This window comes from Caballeronia arationis (assembly GCF_001544975.2).
In the GTDB taxonomy this organism is placed as follows: Bacteria; Pseudomonadota; Gammaproteobacteria; order Burkholderiales; family Burkholderiaceae; genus Caballeronia; species Caballeronia arationis.
The window spans coordinates 1-19,180 of sequence record NZ_FCOG02000111.1 but is presented as its reverse complement, the minus strand read 5'-3'; the positions used below and the strand labels follow the sequence as shown (position 1 = coordinate 19,180).

At 62.0% G+C, this 19,180-nt stretch carries 15 protein-coding genes and 5 pseudogenes; 5 read left to right on the top strand and 15 right to left on the bottom strand.

All coding sequences use genetic code 11. The features are described 5' to 3' along the window. Positions 1-189: hypothetical protein (locus AWB81_RS47315; protein WP_235026032.1), on the top strand; the 189-nt coding region annotated here is incomplete at its 5' end. Positions 190-417: 228 nt separating this feature from the next. On the opposite strand, the gene AWB81_RS33180 is transcribed toward AWB81_RS47315, so the two are convergent. The 4 genes and pseudogenes from AWB81_RS33180 to AWB81_RS48930 form a co-directional block, all read right to left on the bottom strand. Then, on the bottom strand, positions 418-807 hold the full coding sequence (locus tag AWB81_RS33180) for a DUF3455 domain-containing protein (RefSeq protein WP_087135363.1): 390 nt from the start codon (positions 805-807) through the stop codon (positions 418-420). A gap of 278 nt (positions 808-1,085) precedes the next feature. Continuing rightward, a pseudogene (locus tag AWB81_RS33175) lies at positions 1,086-1,235 on the bottom strand (IS6 family transposase); the annotation flags it as partial. A 94-nt stretch (positions 1,236-1,329) separates the two neighbouring features. After that, a pseudogene (locus AWB81_RS48935) lies at positions 1,330-1,725 on the bottom strand (UPF0149 family protein); the annotation flags it as partial. After that, the gene (locus tag AWB81_RS48930; protein ID WP_062641532.1) at positions 1,616-1,882 is read right to left on the bottom strand and encodes a UPF0149 family protein; all 267 of its coding nucleotides are present in this window, start codon (positions 1,880-1,882) and stop codon (positions 1,616-1,618) included. The gene AWB81_RS48930 and the pseudogene AWB81_RS48935, both read right to left, overlap by 110 nt. A 625-nt stretch (positions 1,883-2,507) precedes the next feature. Here AWB81_RS48930 and AWB81_RS33160 point away from each other — a divergent pair. Next, positions 2,508-3,062 carry a hypothetical protein gene (locus AWB81_RS33160; RefSeq protein WP_144444237.1) on the top strand — a complete coding sequence of 185 codons (555 nt, stop codon included), beginning with the start codon at positions 2,508-2,510 and terminating at the stop codon, positions 3,060-3,062. A 395-nt stretch (positions 3,063-3,457) separates the two neighbouring features. After that, on the top strand, positions 3,458-4,528 hold the full coding sequence (locus AWB81_RS33155) for an SGNH/GDSL hydrolase family protein (RefSeq protein ID WP_062641535.1): 1,071 nt from the start codon (positions 3,458-3,460) through the stop codon (positions 4,526-4,528). A gap of 399 nt (positions 4,529-4,927) precedes the next feature. Here the strand turns inward: AWB81_RS33155 and AWB81_RS33150 are convergent. The 5 genes and pseudogenes from AWB81_RS33150 to AWB81_RS33130 all read right to left on the bottom strand — a co-directional run bounded on the left by AWB81_RS33150 (position 4,928) and on the right by AWB81_RS33130 (position 11,226). Then, a pseudogene (locus AWB81_RS33150) lies at positions 4,928-6,266 on the bottom strand (c-type cytochrome). A gap of 1 nt (position 6,267) precedes the next feature. Then, a complete protein-coding gene (locus AWB81_RS33145) occupies positions 6,268-7,236 on the bottom strand; it encodes a cytochrome c oxidase assembly protein (protein WP_062641528.1) in 969 nt (322 codons plus the stop codon). After that, on the bottom strand, positions 7,215-7,550 hold the full coding sequence (locus tag AWB81_RS33140; protein WP_062641526.1) for a hypothetical protein: 336 nt from the start codon (positions 7,548-7,550) through the stop codon (positions 7,215-7,217). Before AWB81_RS33140 ends, AWB81_RS33145 begins: the two co-directional genes overlap by 22 nt. Positions 7,551-7,621: 71 nt before the next feature. Continuing rightward, positions 7,622-10,216, bottom strand: coding sequence for a cytochrome c oxidase subunit I (ctaD, locus tag AWB81_RS33135; RefSeq protein WP_062641524.1), 2,595 nt, complete (start codon positions 10,214-10,216; stop codon positions 7,622-7,624). After that, a pseudogene (locus AWB81_RS33130) lies at positions 10,213-11,226 on the bottom strand (cytochrome c oxidase subunit II). Before AWB81_RS33130 ends, ctaD begins: the two are co-directional and overlap by 4 nt. Before the next feature lie 446 nt (positions 11,227-11,672). On the opposite strand from AWB81_RS33130, the gene AWB81_RS33125 reads away from it, so the two are divergent. Further along, on the top strand, positions 11,673-12,212 hold the full coding sequence (locus AWB81_RS33125; protein ID WP_087135362.1) for a DUF4142 domain-containing protein: 540 nt from the start codon (positions 11,673-11,675) through the stop codon (positions 12,210-12,212). A 283-nt stretch (positions 12,213-12,495) separates the two neighbouring features. Here the strand turns inward: AWB81_RS33125 and AWB81_RS48925 are convergent, their stop codons facing one another. Beyond that, positions 12,496-12,951 carry a response regulator gene (locus AWB81_RS48925; protein ID WP_062641521.1) on the bottom strand — a complete coding sequence of 152 codons (456 nt, stop codon included), beginning with the start codon at positions 12,949-12,951 and terminating at the stop codon, positions 12,496-12,498. Between the two features lie 440 nt (positions 12,952-13,391). Between AWB81_RS48925 and AWB81_RS33115 the strand changes: the two genes are divergently transcribed. Continuing rightward, complete coding sequence (locus AWB81_RS33115; protein ID WP_062641519.1) at positions 13,392-13,886, top strand: YciE/YciF ferroxidase family protein; 495 nt, start codon at positions 13,392-13,394, stop codon at positions 13,884-13,886. Positions 13,887-14,806: 920 nt separating this feature from the next. On the opposite strand, the gene AWB81_RS33105 is transcribed toward AWB81_RS33115, so the two are convergent. The 5 genes and pseudogenes from AWB81_RS33105 to AWB81_RS33085 form a co-directional block, all read right to left on the bottom strand. Then, a complete protein-coding gene (locus AWB81_RS33105; RefSeq protein ID WP_062641516.1) occupies positions 14,807-15,928 on the bottom strand; it encodes a sensor histidine kinase in 1,122 nt (373 codons plus the stop codon). A gap of 339 nt (positions 15,929-16,267) precedes the next feature. Further along, positions 16,268-17,134: a manganese catalase family protein gene (locus AWB81_RS33100; RefSeq protein ID WP_062641514.1), complete on the bottom strand. Its 867-nt coding sequence runs from the start codon at positions 17,132-17,134 to the stop codon at positions 16,268-16,270. 549 nt (positions 17,135-17,683) lie between these two features. Continuing rightward, positions 17,684-17,965, bottom strand: a complete 282-nt coding sequence (locus AWB81_RS33095) for a DUF6566 family protein (RefSeq protein WP_062641511.1) — start codon at positions 17,963-17,965, stop codon at positions 17,684-17,686. 81 nt (positions 17,966-18,046) lie between these two features. Beyond that, a pseudogene (locus AWB81_RS47310) lies at positions 18,047-18,445 on the bottom strand (Hsp20/alpha crystallin family protein). A gap of 15 nt (positions 18,446-18,460) precedes the next feature. Then, entirely contained in the window at positions 18,461-18,829 is a 369-nt protein-coding gene (locus AWB81_RS33085; protein WP_374730534.1) for an Hsp20/alpha crystallin family protein, read from the bottom strand. Between the last annotated feature and the right edge of the window lie 351 nt (positions 18,830-19,180).

The following is a 19,180-nucleotide window of genomic DNA, read 5'->3' as shown; positions in this document are numbered from 1 at the left end:
CGCTTCCATTCGTTGATCGGGATGATCTCTCCGTCGGACGTCTTGACGGGAGACCCGGTCGTGGTCAGCTTATCGCCAATCAAAACGACCTTCTGCTTGCGAACCGCGCCGTCGAATGCCGGCGATGTGCTGGCTTCGACGTTCTACGTGAGCGTGCTGGTGGGCTCGTCGACGGTATATGTTCCGTAGTACGCGATGACAGGACCGATGGGCACGCTTGGATTAGCTACCGTCTTCGGGCGGTCTTTGCCCACGAGAAAAAATGCCACATGGCCGGTCGAATCCAGCATGAGATTGCCGGACGCCGAAGGAACGATTGTCTTGCCGTTTGCGAGCTTCTCCGATCCGGACATCAAGGTCCAGGTGCCGACCACCTTGTTTGACGAAAACGGCAACGCAAAAAGCGCTTGCTACTTACTATCGGTAGAAAACGTAATCCGCAAGATACGGCGAGCTACCGAGTTCGTGTTCCGTCGAACACGGTGCGGTCGGCATCATTCCTCCAACGGTATGCACTCGCTGCACGTACCGGACAACCGACAGCGCGCCGATGCCGGACGTGCTATGAGTTTCGAGCAACAGTTGCGGTATGCTCGCCAGCGTTTCGCTGGGACGCTGTGTAAGCACACGCCCTACAATCCGGCTTCCGTCTTCCGCTCCCCAGGACGGCCCGGCGGCGTGCCAGACCGCGGCGTGGCCCCTCGCATCGAACAGCGTCGCTTGCGGGCTCCTGAAGACCCAACCCAGATGTTGTCGCGCGTCGAACTCAAATGAATAAGTCTGCACGCCAGAAGCTACCAACGTCATCACCCGCTCGGCCTGAGGCGGGTCGATGGAAGAACTGGCAGGACCTGCAGGCGCCGTCGCACACGCCCCCAGAATCGATGCAACGACGGTCGCAAGCCTGATTGCAAAAGATTCCTGAACATGGTTTTCACCTTTAAGAGATGAAGCACGCGCGGACCGGTTGTCGACCCGAGACATCGGCCGTTGAATTCGATAGTCTGGATCGTACCCGTGCGTCAGGCGCCTTCATCCGACGAGCAAAGCCTGCGCCAAAATTATCGCACCAGCAGCGGGGTCGTCGTCTCGTAGGTCACGATCACGCCACGCTCGAAGAGCAGTTCTTCGGTATCACGCAAGCTCAATCGATAGCGGTGGTACCAGCGCACGGCGCAACTGATGACGCTGGCTGGAAAACGGTGACCGTGATACAGCGATTTTGATTTTTTCATCGCGCAATCTTACGCGGCACGACCCAGCAACCTGACAACGCCTCGTCGCGAGTTGCCCCGCGTAAACTGCTTTCCGATAGGGCAGCCAATAGCGGTATATTGCTGCAACGCTCGCTGGGATCTGTCTGGCTAGTTCTTCACGTTGATCCGGCCAGCGAGTCAATGCTTCGTCTGCGGGTGTGACCTCCGCCGTACACCAAATGCAGGGGACGGAGCCACCCGCGGCCTTGTGTTTCATCAAAAGCGGCTGCCAGTCGTGTTGGCACAGTGCAACGCCCTGCATGAATCCGATTGCCCACGGCTCGCCCTCCATGTACTCCCGCGGATCGTTGGGATAGTTGACGGTATCGAAAACCGGTTCGAACGCATCCGCATTGCCTTTAGGCTCCCGATGATTCCGTTGTACTGCCGCAGGATTGGATCCAGGATATGCTGCGCCTGATCCCCGGTCTCGAATTGCGGCCCGTCCTCCGCCGTTGGCCCCAACCACCAAGCAACCATTCGCTGGGTTGCAAGTTTCTCGGTCCGATAACAACGGCGGTCAGGTACCCGTCCGGCATGTCGAGTAACATCGTTTCGTCAGATGTCGCGTTGGACTTCAGAAACAGGTCGAGCTCGTCCGTCTCCTCATCGGGCAACTGGGCCATCCTTCTCAAGGAATCGGAAGGAGAGATCGGCACGGCAGCGGCGCTTTGTGCGACGGAACGGCGTTTTACATCGCGCTGCCTTTTTTGGCCGGCGGCCCATTGTCACGCTCGGGTCGCCGTTTGAATGCTCGTATGAAAACCCGGACGACTGTCCCGGTATATGGCCTTTGTGCATCAGGTATGCAGATTGCATAGCCGGCCGTTGGTTGGCCTTTCCGTCCAAAGCGACGACACTTGTTCGGCCCATTGCAGACGTCGGTCGCCGAAGGTCTAGCGGCCTGTGGCTCCACGAGTCGTCACTGAGGCGTCGTGCTTGAAATACCGGGCGGACGATGCGCAAAATCAGGGAAGTGGTGCGGTTGCATCGTGGCTTCCGCGCGATCTGAGGACGCGCAAGTCTTGATCAATAATGAGGCTAGGATAAACCGCCATAAATTGAGACCCGTTAATGCCAATGATTGCACGCGCTGACGCGCCGCGGCGCCCTGCAAGGGAGGACGCCGGTTCAAATGTGCAGTGGAGAGCGCACCCGCTATCGCGGTCCCGTTTGGGCGGAGCTCGCGTCCCCGCTGCGCACGAGCTTTTCGTCTGGCGATTGCCCGGCGCATGGCGACAAATCTCCGCAGTGAGCATAGGTCAATGGCTATCAAGCGCAGAGCGCAAGCGAATCAAGGCGCGTCCTGACTCTGCGCTCAGCCGGCAATTCGGGGTTGCCAGGGCCGCGTTTCGGCTCGTGGTGTCGCAGATGCTTATCTGCGATCCCGGCGAGGTAGGCATTGACGAGTTGCCGGACAGCCGGCTAGTGGTCACGAGTTTGCGTGACGGGCGGCCGCTCGCCATGGATATCGGGCAGGCCGGTGTCTGGATTGTGATCGTTGCCAGTGCGGCACAGGTGGGTGTCGGGCTGGTGAATCCACTGGAAAGGAACGCGTCGCGCGCCCTCCTACCTTTGCCGCCGGCGGGTGCCTCGGAGTCACCGGACGACCTGCTCGAGCGCGCGTTTCGGATCAGCCTCGACCGAGCCCAGCGTTGCGAATTTGCCGCCAGGCCCGGCGCAATGACTGCCGCTCCCGAGGCTGTATGGCACAGCCTCAAGCTTCCGATGCCGGGTGCAATCAGAGCTGCTGTGACGACGCAGCAGCCGATCACCCGCGTCGAAGCGTTCGGGTGGCAGAGTTAAATTTGGACGGTAGAAAGCAGTGCAAAGAGCTGCCGGTAAAAGTTCCTTCGGCGAAGATGATGGCACTGTTTAGCATTTCGAGGGCTCCATAGCCCACGCCAGCACCCATTTCATTACACTCCGGCGCCGAAATAGCAAAAGCAAGGCGCGGTCATATCGCGTGGTCCGCGCCATGGAGGGAGACACGCTGCAGCGCACCTATCATGACGGCAAAAAGGAGCTCGCAACGGAAAACCGGCAAAGTGAGAGTGCTGAAGGCAAATGATCCGAAATATCGCCAAGAACAGAAATACCGCGTCCTTCTTTACGAAGTGCTCGTGGAGTTAGCGATGGCGCGCCGAGACCCATACATCAAGGCGCGGACCGACGGCAGTCGGGCATTGGAGGAATTGACCATGACCACGATCAAAACCAATTTTATCCATGCGGCTGCGATCGGCATGGCGAGCCTGACGTTTGTCTTGCTCACTGCGTGTCAGGGCGGCGACGGCAGTCCCAGCAACCCGCCGGTCACGCCACCTGTGACGCCCCCCGCTGCGAGCTTCCAGGTTGTTTCGTTCGGTGACAGTCTGTCCGACGTCGGCACGTATGCACCCATCGCTCAGCGCGTGGGTGGGGGGCGTTTCACGACCAATCCCGGCCAAGTATGGACACAGGACGTCGCGAATTTTTACGGTGGCACGCTCACGGCCGCCTACACGGGTGGTTTCGCGTTTCCGGTGACAGCTCATCCGGACGGTCTCGGGTACGCACAGGGCGGAGCGCGGGTCACAGATCCGAACGGCGTTGATTTTAAGGCAAACGGACTCGGCCCGACGACCGTGCCGGTGGTGACGCAACTGCATAACTATCTGGCTTCACACGGCAGCTTCAACGCGGGCCAGCTTGTTCTCGTCAACGGAGGCGGAAGCGATATCCGAATCCACGCCGACGCCGTCACGGGCGGCAGCGAAACCACAGCCCAAGCGGACCAGGCGGTCACGCTTGCGGCCCAGCAACTCGGTGCCATTGCTGCACAGATTTTGACTGCCGGGGCAAAACACGTCGTCGTGTCGAATGTGGGAAATATAGGCGCATCGCCGCTCGGCGTGAACAGCGCTGACCACGGGGCCGAACTGACGCTGCTGACGCAGACGTTCAACGCCGCGCTCATCGGCGCACTGCAAGCTATCGGTATTCAGAACCAGGTGATCTTGGTCGACGCATACACATTTACGAATGACACGATCGCGACGTTTCAGGCGAAAGGGTTCACGGTTAGCAACACCGGCATCGCGTGCAATATCCAACTGCTGTCGCTGCGGAGTCTTCCCATTCCCAGTTCGCTCTTCTGTTCGCCGGATACCTATACGGTTTCCAATGCGGACCAGACGTATATGTTCGCGGACCAGGATCATCCAACGACCCATTTCCATGCACTATTCGCGGCTTTTGTCGAACAGGCGGTTGCGGCCGCGCCGCGGTAGGTGCTGCTCGTGCGGATAGCAGGGCCGTGCCGCTTGACACCAAAAGCTTGCGGCGGTCTCCAGCCGCGCGATGCATGCTGTGCGGCCACCGATAATTCTATTTTGATTTGCGTCCGGCTCCGGGAGTTCGTGTCTCTACTTCGACAATAAAACTCTTCGCGTTTCGCAGGTCGGCTACAACCTGCCCGCATGCGCAGACTTGCAGGTCTAGCAGCCTGATTCGGCGGATAGCAGCGATATTCCGAAGCCGCTAGCGGCGGCGAGCGCACAAAATATGTGTGCGCCGCTTGGACACGCTAAGTCAGCATACGTCGCAACGCGTAAGACCGCATAGCGACGTCTACTTCAAAAGCCTGCTAAATATTCAACGCCGAAAGCTGCATGGAACAGAACGCTCGGTTATTTGTGCAACTTGCTGCGCAGCGATGAGACATCGTTGGTGGTGACCGGCCGCGCATCGTTCCCCCACGAAGCCCGGACGTAGGTGAGGACCTGCGCGATCTGGACATCGGTCAGGGTTTCGGCGAACGCGGGCATTGCCTGGCGCGGTGGGCCGTGGCGTGTCGCGGGGCTATTGCCGCCCTCGACAAGCAGGCGGATCAGCGACGTCGTGTCCTCGCTGATAACCGACGGGTTGCCCGCCAGCCTGGGGAACGCATCGGCCACGCCCTCGCCCTGTGGCCGGTGACACTCGGCGCAGAACGACGCATAGACGGCCGCGCCCGTTACGGGCGGCACGTCGGGCGCGCGGGTCTTGAGGGCGGGCGCCGCGCGATCCGTCCGTGGCGGATCGAATCGGCCGTCGGCGGTGCCCGCCGCGGGAAGGCACTTGAGATATGCCGCGATAGCGCGCAGGTCGTCGTCGTTCAGGTACTGCAGGCTGTCCTCGACCGTTTGCACCATGCTGCCGAAAGTCACCATGCCGCCGCCATGCCCCGTCCTGAGAAAGGACGCAATTTCGTCCCGGCCGACGCGACCCAGACCAGAGCCGGGGTCGGCGCGCAGGTTAGGTGCATACCAGTTGTCGTTAATGCCGCCCGCGAGATAGTGCTTCGACGACTCGTCGTAGCCGCGTTCCTGATACCCCGCGCCGCGCGGCGTGTGGCACGAACCGCAATGGCCAAGCGACTGCACGAGATACGCGCCGCGATTCCATTCGGCATCGCGGTCGGCACGCAGCTTGTACGCGCCCGACGGCGCGAAAAACCAGTTCCAGATGCCGAGCGCCCAGCGCTGATTGAACGGGAAAGGCACGCGGGTGGGCGGCGGCACGCTGCTCACCGGCGGCACGCCCTGCATCATGTACGCGTACAGCGCGCGCATGTCGTCGTCGGTGATCTTGGCGAACGCGGGGTATGGCATCGCCGGATAGAGCCTCTTGCCGCCCGGTGCCACGCCTTTGCGCAACGCACGCGCGAAATCATCGTAGCTGTAGTTGCCGATGCCGTGGCGCTTGTCGGGCGTAATGTTGCTGCTGACGATCGTGCCGAACGGCGAGTTCATCTCCAACCCGCCCGCGTAGGGGGCGCCGTTATCAGTGGCGGTGGCATCCGGCGCAATCGGCGGCCCTCGCGAGATAGGCGCCGCGTGCGACGAGCCCGGCGGGCTCCGATGGCGCACCACTGGCGTTGAGCGCGAGGGTCGCAAGCGATGCAACGATCACCGTGCGTAGTGATAGCGGCCTGCACACGCGATAGCACAACGCGACGAGCGGATGCACGCTGGATGCAGGCCGCATGTCAGCCGTCCTGCGCGGCGGGCGCGCGAGCGTTTGCTTCGGCCGCGCTGGTGTGCAACCGCATCGGCGTTGGACCACGCCTCGTCAGCCAGCGCGCGCCGACCGCGAGTCCGCCCACAAGGTAGGCAAGACCGCCCGGCACCCACATGACGAGTCCGCCGAGCTGCTGGTCCTGCAACGGATCGAAGCCGAGCGCGCTCGTGCTCTCGACATACGACGGATACCAGAACCCGGGCGAGAGCGTGAGCAGCGCGCCAAGCGCGCCGGTATGCACCATCGTCGTGAAGAGCGACAGCATTGCGTGCGCGCTGCCCTCGCGGCGTTGCGTATTGCCGAACACCGTCCACCAGAAGAGCAGCGCGCTCACGAGAAAGCTCGCGTGCTGCAAGGTGTGGATACCGGGACGGGCGAGCGCCGCCTCGAAGAACGTCGGCGCGTGCCAGCCCCAGAGCGCCGCCGCATGCAGCAGCCACGCGGCGAGCGCCGTCGTAAGCGTGCGCCACGGCGCGCGTATCCAGCGCGAGCGCACCGCGCGGCCGATGCCGCCGCGCATCGATAGCGGAAACGCCCACATCCACACCGCGAGCGGCCGGCCGAGCACGAAAAGCGGCGCGGCGATCAGCATCAGCACTTCGTGTTGCAGCATGTGCGCCGAAAAGAGCGCGGCGGCGAGCGCATCGAGCGGTGAGTCGAGCGCGGCCACGAGCGCGAGCCACCCGCCTGCGAAGGCGGCGAAATGCACGGCGCGCACTGGCCGCGAGCGGCGGCTGCGCCTGCGCAGTCGCACGTATCCGGCGACATACAGCGCGGCGCACAGGACCAGCAAGCCGACCACCCACGGCTCGAAGGTCCAGCCGAAGTGCGGCGCGGCGCGATCGTCGGCGGAGAGCACGTGGGCCTCCGTGGCGCCCGCCCAAGCGAGCATGGCGGCGACGCTCGCTCGAAGGATCAGCACAGTGAAAGCAGCCATTGCGGTATCGCGATCGCGAGAACGGACAAAGCCGACAGCACGCCCACGCCGATCGCCACCGACGCAACGAAAGCGGCGCGCGCCGGCCGCGCCGTGCTGTCCGACGGGAGACCGCCGCGCATCGAGCGCCAGCGGAGCCACGCTGCGATTGTCGCGACGACGCATACGGCGAAGCTCGCGACGCTCACGCCATTGAGCGGTGCGACGCTCACCGCCGTGCACGCCGGGGCCATCGTCGAGACGAGCGCGTAGTTGACACCCAGGCACGCAAGCGTCAGTGAAGGCGCGACGATTAGCGCAAGCCAGGTTCGCATCGAGTCTCCTTGTCGACCAGAGCAAATGCTTCAGCACGTACTCCGATCCCATGCAACGTATTGCGCACACGTCAGTAGCGCGGCGCCCAGTAGATCACCGTGTAGATCGGCAACCAGCTCAACACGACGAAGTACCAGTAGAGCGCGTTCTCGCTGACATCGACGAAGCGCTTGCCCTCGAACGGCCCGGTGAACATGAGCACGGCGAGGACGGCAGTATCGACGGTATCGGTGATCAGATGCGTCGTGTGCAGGCCGAGCAGCAGCCAAACGACCGAACCGTAGGCGTTCGTGTACCAGCTCACGTTGAGCCCCGAGAACTCGAAGGCGCGCACGGCGAGGAAGGCGACCGATCCCAGCACGCACACGACGAGCCAGAGACCTGCCCGCGCGCGGTCTTCACGCTCGGCCGCGCGCTTCGCAAGCTGGTTCGGCACGAGGCTCACGATCAGCACGATCGAGTTGAGCGTTCCCCAACGCAACTCGGGCGGGCTCGCGGCCATTGGCCAGCTTGGCGCCACGCTGCGCAGATAGAAGTACATCATCACGCCGATCGCAAACACCGTCCCTTCGATCAGCATCAGGCCCAACGTGCTCCACCACATCAGGCTTCGATGTCCGAAGCCGAAGGTCGGCAGATTCCGCACGTCGAGTACGAGCGAGTCGTCGCGATCGGCGCGATGCCGCACGTGCGCAGTCTTAAATCGCAGGCGATCGGTCATGGACGCTGCTCCCGCGCCACGGCGCACGCGTTCTCGCGGCGCTTCGGCCAGAAACCACGCGATCATCGCGACTGCCACGGGTGCCGACGCCCACACCACCGCCCACGGCGTATAGATCGAGCCAATGAAAAGCACGGTGGTCGCCACGGCGCTGACGAACGGCCAGATCGACGGCAACGGAAACATCGGCCGATGATCGGGTATCGCATCGAGCACGCTGGTCGCGAGCACTTCGCGCGCGTCGGCGGCGAGGCCCGCGACGAACGCGGGCTCGGCGCCAGGCTCCCACAACGGGTCGCGTCCATGCACCACGGGCACCGCGTCGAAGTTATGCGGCGGCGGAGGAGACGCCACGCTCCATTCGAGCGTTCCCGCACCCCACGGATCGGCCGTCGCCGTCGCGTCGCGCCGGTAGCTCGTCGCCACATTCACGATGAAAAGCAGCACGCTGAGCGCGATGGTCCATGCACCGATCGTCGCCGCGAGGTTCATGCCGTCCCAGCCCATGCCGTGCGGGTAGGTCCACACGCGTCGCGGCATGCCTTGGAGGCCGAGCAGATGCATCGGAAAGAACGTGACATTGAAGCCGATGAAGAAGAGCCAGAAATTCCAGCGGCCGAGCGTCTCCCCGAGCATGCGGCCGGTGAACTTGGGAAACCAGTAGTAGAACGCGCCGAAGAGCGGAAACACCGCGCCGCCGATCAGCACATAGTGGAGATGCGCGACGACGAAATACGTATCGTGGACCTGCAAATCGAGCGGCACGGACGCGAGCATGAGGCCGGTCAGCCCGCCCAGCACGAGGATGAAGAAGAATGCGAGTACGAAATAGAGCGGCGTCTTGAGATCGAGTCGCCCGGTCCATAGCGTGCCGATCCAGCAGAAGATCTGGACCGCTGATGGAATCGCGATCATCAGGCTCGCCGCCGTGAAGAAGCTCTTGCCGAGTTCGGGCACGTTCGTAGCGAACATATGATGCACCCACAGGCCGAACGCGAGGAAAGCCGTCGCGATCAGCGAAAGCACCATTGCCGGATAGCCGAACACGGGACGCCGCGCGAACGTCGGAATGATCGACGAGATGAATCCGAGCGGCGGAATGAAGATCAGATACACCTCGGGGTGCCCGAAGAACCAGAAGAGATGCTGCCAGAGCAGCACGTCGCCGCCCTTAGCGGGATTGTAGAAGTGCGTGCCGACCAGCCGGTCGAGAATCAGCGCGGTGCTGCACAGCATGATCGACGGCATCGCGAAGATCACCATGAATTGCGTGACGAGCGTCGCCCAGACGAAGAGCGGCATGCGGTTGAGCGACATGCCCGGCGCTCGCAGCTTGAAGATCGTCGTGATCAGGACGATCGCTTCGAGCAGGCCCGAGAGCTCGGTGAAGGTGATCATCTGCGCCCAGATGTCTGTGCCCTTGCCCGGCGCATAGTCAGGGCCCGCAAGCGGCACGTAGCTGAACCAGCCGGCGGCGGGCGCCGTGTTCACCGCGAGCGAGGCGAACAGCAGGATGCCGCCGAACAAGAACACCCAGTAGGCGTACGCGTTCATGCGCGGAAACGCGACGCTGCGCGCGCCGATCATCAACGGGATCAAGAAGCCCGCGACCGCCTGCATCACCGGGACGGCGAAGAGGAACATCATCGTCGTGCCGTGCACCGTGAAGAGTTCGTTGTACAGGCCCGGGCCGATCAGCCGCGCGTCGGGGCGCGCCAGTTGCGTGCGCATCGCGAGCGCGAGCAGGCCGCCGAGGATGAAGAAGACAAACGTCGTCGCCATGAAGCGGCGGGCGATGGTCTTGTGATTGATTGCCGAGAGCGCGCCGACGATACCGGGCGGATCGCTCCACGTCGCCGCCAGCGCCTCGCGCACGCAAGGCGGCGCGCCGGGGCCGTCGAGCAGGCGTGCATCGGAACGGGCAGATGGCGTCGGCTGGCTCATTTCAGCGTCCCGAGATAGGTCACCAACGCTTGCAGATCGCCGGGGGCGAGGTGGCTCGGCGGCATCATCGCGGCCGGTTTCAGCGCGCGCGGATCGGCGATCCAGCGGGCAAGCGCATCGCGATCGTTCGCAAGCGTGCCCGCGGCGATCGTCCGGCGGCTCGCGAGATGCGTTAGGTCCGGGCCGAGTCTGCCGGTCGCCGGCGTACCTGCAATTGCGTGACAGCGCGCGCAGGCGGCCGTCATGAAGAGCTGCTGCCCGCGTGCTTCGGGTTCGTCCGAAGGCGAGGTAGCGGCCTCGCGCTGTCGTGCCGCCCATGCGTCGTACTCGGCGGGGGGATCGGCGACGACGAGGAACGCCATCAGCGCATGTTCGTATCCGCAGAACTCCGCGCACTGGCCGCGATAGGTGCCGGCGCGGTCGGCGCGAAACTCGATCGTGGCGCGGCGCCCCGGGATCATGTCCTTCTTGCCGTGAAGGTTCGGCGCCCAGAACGTATGGATAACATCCGCCGCGACCAGCGACACAACGACGGGCCGCCCCACCGGCACATGCAGTTCGTTGGCGAGCGTGAAACCGGCTGCACCGCCGGCGGGGAGATAGCGGGCTTCCCACCACCACTAATGGCCGGTCAGTTCAATGTGAACCGCATCGGTGACGGGCAGGCGCGAAAGCGCGCGGTCGGTGAGCACGTCGGCGAACACGAGGCCGAAAAGTAACACGGCTGATACGGCTGTCGCGGCGACCACCGAGCGGCGCAAGCCAGGCTCGGCGGACTCGATGGTCGACAATTCCGGTCGCGTGCTATTCGTCACGCGAGGCGCACGAAGCAACGCGACGAAACACGCGATCAGGATCGCAGCGAACACCGCCGAGCAAACCGCGAGCGTCAGGTTCCACAGATCCAGGATCCGCTCGGCCTGGATGCCCGCCGGTTTTAGCGCGCTCTGGGCCGGCGCAGCCACGGCGACAGCAAAAAGACAATTGAGAAGCGCTACGAGGCCAATCACGACGCAGGTTGGACGCGTGACGACGAAGCGGCCGGTCCGGCAGCGCGACCCGCCGCGTCTATCGCTTTCGCGTTGTTCATAGGGTTCCAACGTGAGGTCCTCGCATCTGGTCGTTGGCGGCATTCGGACGCGCGGTAAGGGAAGAGCGCTGCGGGCGGACAAACGCCGGACAGCAAACATCGTTCCACCGGAGGGACGTGCGTTTTGAAGCTGCCGAAATGGTCACTGCGTGCAGATGTTGAACGGGCTCGCTTGGGGCTCGCCAAACGGCGCAGATCGCAATCCACGTTTTGGCCGCTTAGTGGCGGCCGCATTCGTTGTCGGGAGGTGACGCTTCTGGCACGCGGATGCATCCATTCGATGCAGCTTCAGCGAAGCAGCGGTGGGGCCAGTCGTGTGGCATCCGCATTGCTGATTGTCGCCACTGCAAACCACCCGGCGAAGCCATGAAAACGAACCCGATAGTCCTGTCGATGGCGCTTGCCGTCATCGCCCCGGCGGCGGTGCTTGCCCAGACGACACAGGCCGCCAGCTCCACGATGGCAAACAACCTGCCGGCACAGGACAAGGAGTTTGGGCAGGTGGCATCGATGTCAAGCTCTACGGAAATCGATGCCAGCAAACTCGCGACGAAGCAGTCGCAGGACAAGGATGTGAAAAGCTTCGCCCACCACATGCTTGTCGACCACTCGAAACTTACCATGCAGTTGAAGATGGCCGCGCCGCACGGCGCCACGGTGTCGAAGGACAATTCCGACACGACCGTGCTGGATTCGCTCAAGGGACTGCGGGGCAAGGAGTTCGATTCCGCTTACATCAAGACGGTGGGCGTGGAAGGGCACCAGAAGGCAGTCGAGGCGTTTCAGAAGGAAGCGAAGGGCGGCCAGGTCGCGGATCTGAAGGAGGCGGCACAGAAGGCATTGCCGACGACTCAGGAGCATCTGAGGATGGCGCAGGACCTGGCGTCGAAAAAGGGCGTGCCGTAATTTGCGTGGCGCCGCGCAATTATGGCCTTCATTGCACGCGTGGCGCCGGCTTCCTGCGAGTGCGGCTTCCGTCACCGGTTGAGGTGATCGTTGACGTCGACACGGGTGCGTGACGTGAACGACCGGCAAACCCCCTCCGACATCTGACTGTCGGGCTCCGGACTTGGACTGTCACGCGCGGGAGTCGTAGGTCGCAGGCTCGGAGTCGAGGGGGAACAAGATATTTCGAACATCGTCCGGCGAAGATCATTTGGCAAGCCGATGCAGCGCGCTCGCCTTCTGGTCACGTCGAACCAAGGTGAGGAGGGGGTGTCGGGGTAAGGTGCGCAATTAAACGCAGTAATGCGCGCGGCGAGTTTCCCTTTCTACAATAAGCGTCGATTCCGGCCGCCTTGCCGCGCTCAATAATCTCGCGTTCGGCAAGTGATGTGTGTGCGATGATTGGCACTAACACCAGACGGGGTGAGGTCCGAAACGCTCGCGCAACCTGGAAGCCGTCGCAGCCTGGCATTTGAATGTCGAGCACGACAATGTGCGGTGTCCAGTGTTGCGTCGCACGGATTGCGGCGCCCCCACCGAGCGCCGTAGTGGCTTGCAAACCGCCCGCTGCTAACGCTTGGGCCAACGCTTCGGCCAACGCGTCGTCATCGTCGACGATAAGCGCTGTGACTGGGGGTTCCACAAGCTCGAAAGCGCGGGTGGTCCACAACTGGTGAAAACGACGATGTCCGGCGTGCATAACAGAATAATGGCAGCTGTCGATACTCCGTCAACAGCAACTAATGGGCCGCTGCGGGCGGCCAGGTCCCGGCGTGAAGTTGATCGGCTCTCTCCAGCTCTTTGAGGCCTCCCGTCTGCGATTGCGGAGCACGGAAAATTCGCTCTCGTTTCATCGCGGGCTAGTCTAGTGTAACTAAGCGTCGCGCAAAACGCCGGACTGGACGGGCTAACCAACCGTTGTTCGCGTTTCCGCCAAGCCGGTGAGATTTGCTTCCCGTCCACTGCGCAGGAATGGGCCGTTTCCACCCGTCCGCTAGTCGGGTAGACCGCGCTGTCGCTAGCCGAGGCGAAGGAGCATCGACAATTACGGAAAGGTTCCGGGCGCGGCATGCTCGTTGCGTGAGCCGGGCTGCGCGTGATTTTCTGCGCGTACTCTTCAGCTAACCTAAAGGAGAAGCCATGGCAACCAAGACCCTCAACGACCTCTTTATTCACGCATTGTCCGACGTGTACAGTGCAGAGAAGCAGTTAACGAAGGCGCTCCCTCGCCTTGCCCGTGCGGCGACGAGTCCCGACCTCGCTGCCGCTTTCGAAACCCACTTGGAAGAAACGCAAGGCCAGATAGAGCGAATCGATCGGGTCGTCGAGAGTGCGCAGATTAAGCTCAAGCGCGTGAAATGTGTGGCCATGGAAGGCCTCGTTGAGGAAGGACAAGAACAAATTGAAGAGATCGAAAAGGGGCCGATTCTTGATGCAGCCTTGATCGCCGCCGCGCAGAAAGTCGAACATTATGAAATTGCTACCTACGGCACGCTGGCCACACTGGCCAAGAAGCTCGGATACGCCGACGGGATGAAGCTGCTGCTGGAGACGTTGCAGGAAGAAAAAGCGACCGACGAGAAGCTCACGATGCTGGCGAAGCAGGAACTCACAGAGGAGCAGGTCGGGAAGTGAGCAACGCTCGGTCCCATAGGCGGCCCGCAGGCCGCGCCGTGTCCGGGGTCTGACTTCCTCGGCCACCGCGCGGCCATGTTCGCGTAATGTCGAAGCCCAGTTAGTCGGCTTCAACTGGGCCGTGGCCTCCGAAAGTTGACCGTAGACCCTCGCGATTGCACTCGGCGCGTTGGGAGAGGGGGTTATCGGCCGCTTGAGCGGCAACTCCGTAATGCGGAACGGGAATTGCGGCTCGAACCAAAGCGGAGTTGCGCCATCGCATGGCCGCAATTGACCGCCATTGATAAAGGAGACTGCGATGCGAATTGTGACGAGAAAACTGCTGATTGCTTCCTTGATTCTGAGTCTGTCCGGTGGTGTATACGCCCAAGGTGCCGGCGGCGGCGCGGGAGCAGGCGGCGCAGGCGGCGGTACCGCAGGCGGCGGGGGAGCCGGGCAAGGCGGGACAGGCATGGGCACCCCGAACGCAGACGGTGTCACGGGGTCCCCATCCGGCGCCTCGGGGTCAAGCACGATGGGAAAAACTCCCGCATCCTCGCAAAAAATGCAAAAGGGCGGAACCGATTCGCCGGCTTCAGGCGGTGGGATGAAGAAGGCATATTAGACGCCAAGTTCGTTGACGAAGGGGGCGTGCAATCTTCCCTTGTGGCCCCCGAGCATAGTGCATGCGAGCCCAATGCAGTTGCAAGCGACCGCCGCACGACAAAACGCGACGTGTACGCGGGGCAATTGCAGGGGCGGAGGCGGTTCGTTTGATTTGCAGCCGCTCGGTCTCCTTTGAACGCGCTCTTTAGGTCTTAACGCCGTTATGATGTTCGAAGCACCTTGCGACACACCTCACCATCTAAAATGCCGGCCGTGCATCCCATTTTGGTTAGGTATTCACGGCGAAGGATGCCACGGGAATCGGCCGATCCGATCTATGTGTGCCTTGGCAATCTTACAGAAAAGGCCGTCTCCATCTCATTCGACCGGGCTTCGATATCTCCTCCGTGAGCCTTGGCGATCTCGCGTGCGATATATAGTCCTAGACCGAGGTTACCATCCGCGTCATGTTTGTTTTCCTGGTCTGGACCGCGTTTGAGCGGATCGAAGATCTCGGCCAGCGCTAAACGCTCGATGGCCGGTCCGCTATTTTTCACCTCGAAGCGAAGTTCTTCCAATTCGCCCGCGACTACCACGTGCACTGGCGCATCCGGTGCGCCATACTTAATGGCATTCAGAACGAGGTTGCCAAGCAACTGCTGCAGGCGCTGACCGTCCCAGATACCTTCGGCGTTTCCGAGCACCGTCAATTCAATCCGTCGATCTGGATGTGCCGCTCGCACCCGTTCGAGTTCGTCGTCGAATACCCTTGCGAGGTCGACGCTTACCGGCGCGATATTGAAGCCTAACCCCAGCTTGGTTCGATTGAAGTCCAGCAAATCGTCCAGAAGCGCCTGCATCCGTGCGCCACTACTAATCAAGCGCGACGCAGCTCCCGATATTTTCGCTCCGGCGTTTAATGCCGAGAGATAAGTGGCGGTCATCTGAATGGTCTGCAGCGGACTTCGCATGTCATGCCCTAACATCCCGAGAAACAGGTCGCGCGCTTGATCAATGTTGGCGCTAAAGAAGCCTACCGACTCAGCGACTGCTTGATCGATCGCCTCGTTGAAGCGGATGATGTCGTCCAGATCCGGGGGATCCGCGAGGCAGTCGTCCATCCAGCGCCGCAGGACACTGGCGCGAAGCGCGCGGTACTCGGCAACGAGCTGCCTGATGTCGAAGCCGCTTCGCGCCCGTAGCAACGCGTGAGTCTGCGCTGCTGTCTCGGGAGAATTGGCTGGTCTTCCGGCTAATCCCATCGACTTTTCCGCCTGGGCCTCCCGACTCTGAGAGGTCGACAAGTCCTTTGCGACGGCTTCCAAAATCTGTTCGGCGTGATCACGCAATGCCAGCGGTTCCATGCTGGCCGCCGCAGGAAGCAGGGTGGCTGCGAACGCCTCCCACTGCGCCACGATGCCTGCCATGTCGCGCAGGATAAATTCAGCGAGTCGCATATGCGCCTCAGAAGAGATAGGTAATGTATTCTTGCCGGAACCAACGCTCGGCGCAACTTTTTCTGGTTCGGATTTTACTTGCCGGCACGAAGGTGCGGTGCAGCAGAGCAGCCCCGCGCTTGCGTGCTACTCCGGGCCAAAGCAGCCGAGCGCGAGCGCCCAGCCGATCACGCTTGCAAGCGTTCGAGGAAGGCCCACAGGGGAGTGTCCTGAGGAAGATTGATCAGATGCTTCAGCGGGCCGGGTCAATACGAGATTGGGCGCTGCGTACGTGACGACGTCTTGTCGTAAGCGAAGAGGGGAACCTCAGTGCTGCCGAGCAGCACCGAGGTATCCCCGCTATGCTTGACCAGAACCGAGGTCTGCACCCGTGGCCGGGTCGGTACTCGTGTTGGACGCGGTGCGGGAGGCCATTGCCTTCAGTACCTCGATGTCATCGGCCGAAACGCCGACTGTCGCAAGGCCGTCGCCGCCGTCGACCGCTGGTTGCGGATCCTCGACGAACTTCCAATCCGAGCCGTCGTTCCACGGCCCGCGAGCATCGTTGCCCGACGACATGTTGTAGTAGACGTTCGTGAACTCGGGCACGCCGGGCAGCTTGCCTTGCGGAAAGTTCGGCTGGATCGAATGCAGGGCCTTCTCGAACGACTTCTGGTGCGCGATTTCGCGCGTCATCAGAAAGCCGAGCGCTTCCTTGATACCGGGGTCATCGGCCACGTTGATGAGGCGCTCGTAGACGATCTTCGCGCGCGCTTCCGCGGCAATGTTCGAGCGCAGGTCCGCGGTCGGCTCGCCTATTGTGTCGATGTAGGCCGCGGTCCACGGCACGCCCGCCGAGTTCGTCAGCGCAGGGCCGCCGCCATAGAGCAGTGCGGTGGTATGCGAATCGTTGCCGCAGCCGGTTAGCGAGCGGTACAGGTCCGCTTCGCTTTCGACTGCTTCGGCAAGTTGGCCCTTCGCGCCCTTGTTCAGCATCGCGACGATCGAACCGATGATCTCCAGATGGCTCAGTTCCTCCGTCGCAATATCGAAAAGCAAGTCCTTGCGGCCCGGATCATCTTCGCCGACGGCTTGGGTGAAATAACGACATGCGGCAGCCAGTTCCCCTTGCGGGCCACCAAACTGCTCTAGCAGCAGGTTGGCTAAGCCCGGATTCGGCGCGGCGACGCGAACGGTGTACTGCAGACGCTTGTTGTGAACGAACATGGCGTTCTCCTTGAAGAGCATTGAGTTCTGCATGCATGATGGACGGCGGCGAAACGCCGGCATGCCCGACTAGAGTCAGCAGCGTGTATTCCCAAGCGCCGATATTGCCGTTTTAATTTACCTATCGACTCGATAGCAGGGGGCGTCATGCGGAGGCTTGGATATGTGGCAGCGATTCATCGCCTCGGGAATGCCTCAGAGCGGTAACCATCAACCGGCCTGTATTTGGCGGATCCCAACGCACATTTCATAGTGTGTAAGCGCGAGAACGCGTGGAGGTCGTGGCCGACTGCCGTTGCAGCATATCGGGTTTGCGAACGTACCGATCGTCCGAGAGGTACGGATTCGCGCATCGTGTGGCGACCTCATCAAGGCGCGGTCGCCAACTGACCACAGAACGTCGTCACGGCATCGGTGAGGGACGGCTACGGAGAACGGGCGGTCTGCGTTAGGGGGCTTGCTTCGGGTATCCGCCGGCGAATCACACCAATGCGGGTTCCGCGCCAGCCGTTTCTCACCACCGGCGTGCCAAGGCGTGACCAAGACGCCTTACCCCGCAAGGAGCCAGGTGGAGGGCATCTCGTTGAGTACGCCGAGATCAATAAGCGTTGCCGCATATTCGAGGGCGTCGCGCAGCGCTTCGGATTCCGTCGCCCAGTGCCGAGCGTGCCGCGGTAGATGCCAGTCCACCAGCACCTCTCCGTCTTTTTCGATTCGAACGATCGCGACGTAGCCGTCGACGGGGGATCTCTGCGCCTCGATCTGTCTCACGGGCAGCGTGCGTGTGCTGATCACCCGTCCGTTGCGCATATCACGTTTTACATTTGACATTGCAATCTCTCCTTCGTCGGTGACGTTCACCGCCAAGCGACTGAACCGTCAACTTGAAGCGACTGAATCCGGTCGCGTCATTTAAGCGGACCTGACTTCGATGCGCCGCGGCCGAGCTTCGTCGCGCCGGGGAATGGTTAGCTTTAGCACGCCTGCAGATTCGCGTCGATCTTCGAGCTATCGAACTCCGCGCTCAACGTGAACGCCCGTGCAAGCGCAATTCCCGCACTTCAGCATGTTGCAAGCCCGGCCCCGGTGGGTGTTGGCACGACGGCATCCGCCTCGATGTAGAGGGTGCCGTCATGGATCGTCACTTCGAGTCTTCCATGGTGACTCCCGGACGATCGGCCCAAGCGTCACACATTGGTGGTGCTCGAAGACGTCGACGTGCGGCGTGACCGCGACGGCGCGCGGGCTGATCCGTTGCGCGCCTGCGACGGCATCCCGGTCGCTCCGGGCCAACTGAGGTTTCTGGTGCATGGCTTTCTCCTCCACTCATTGGATGGCGATGGCACGCGGTTTCGACGCGTCACGCTTGCCCACGCTGACCGTCAGGCAACCGTTGCTGTAGCGTGCGTCGACCGCGTCGGGGTCAGCCGTCTGCGGCAATTCGAGGACACGCCGGAATGACCCAAAGACACGCTCTTGAGTATAGGTACGCAACCCGTCCCGCGGAGCAGGCGCTCGCTCGCGCTCGCCGCTGATAGTCAGCAACCCTCTGTCGATCGCAACCTCGAGCTCGGCCGGATGTATGTCCGGTGCAAACGCGACGATTTCGATCGTATCGTCGGTGATGCCGATATTGACTGATGGGAACGCGCCGAGCAGGCCGGCGCGGATGCTGGTCGGGAAGCCCCCGAGCAAGCTCGAGATCTGGCGTCGCAGACGGTGAATCGCCGAACAAGTCACTTCCTCCGAAGTCGACCTCACTCATGGTCTTATCCTCCTTCCGTGCAGCAAGGAGGCGAACGGGCATACGCGCTCCGGTTCGCCTGCCAAGCCGCTGGCAAACAAATCAAAACACGCAGAGGCTAACGCGACTGCCTGAGCGAAATCAGGATAGTAAATCTCGGCAAAACTTCAAGTGCGTGCGTCGAATTCGGTCCCGGTGACACTATCAAGGACACCCCTGAAAGCCCTCAGGATTACCCACATCTCTGTGAGTGAAGAGAGGATTTTCTGCTTGTAAACGAGAGGGGTCGATGTTAACTTCGG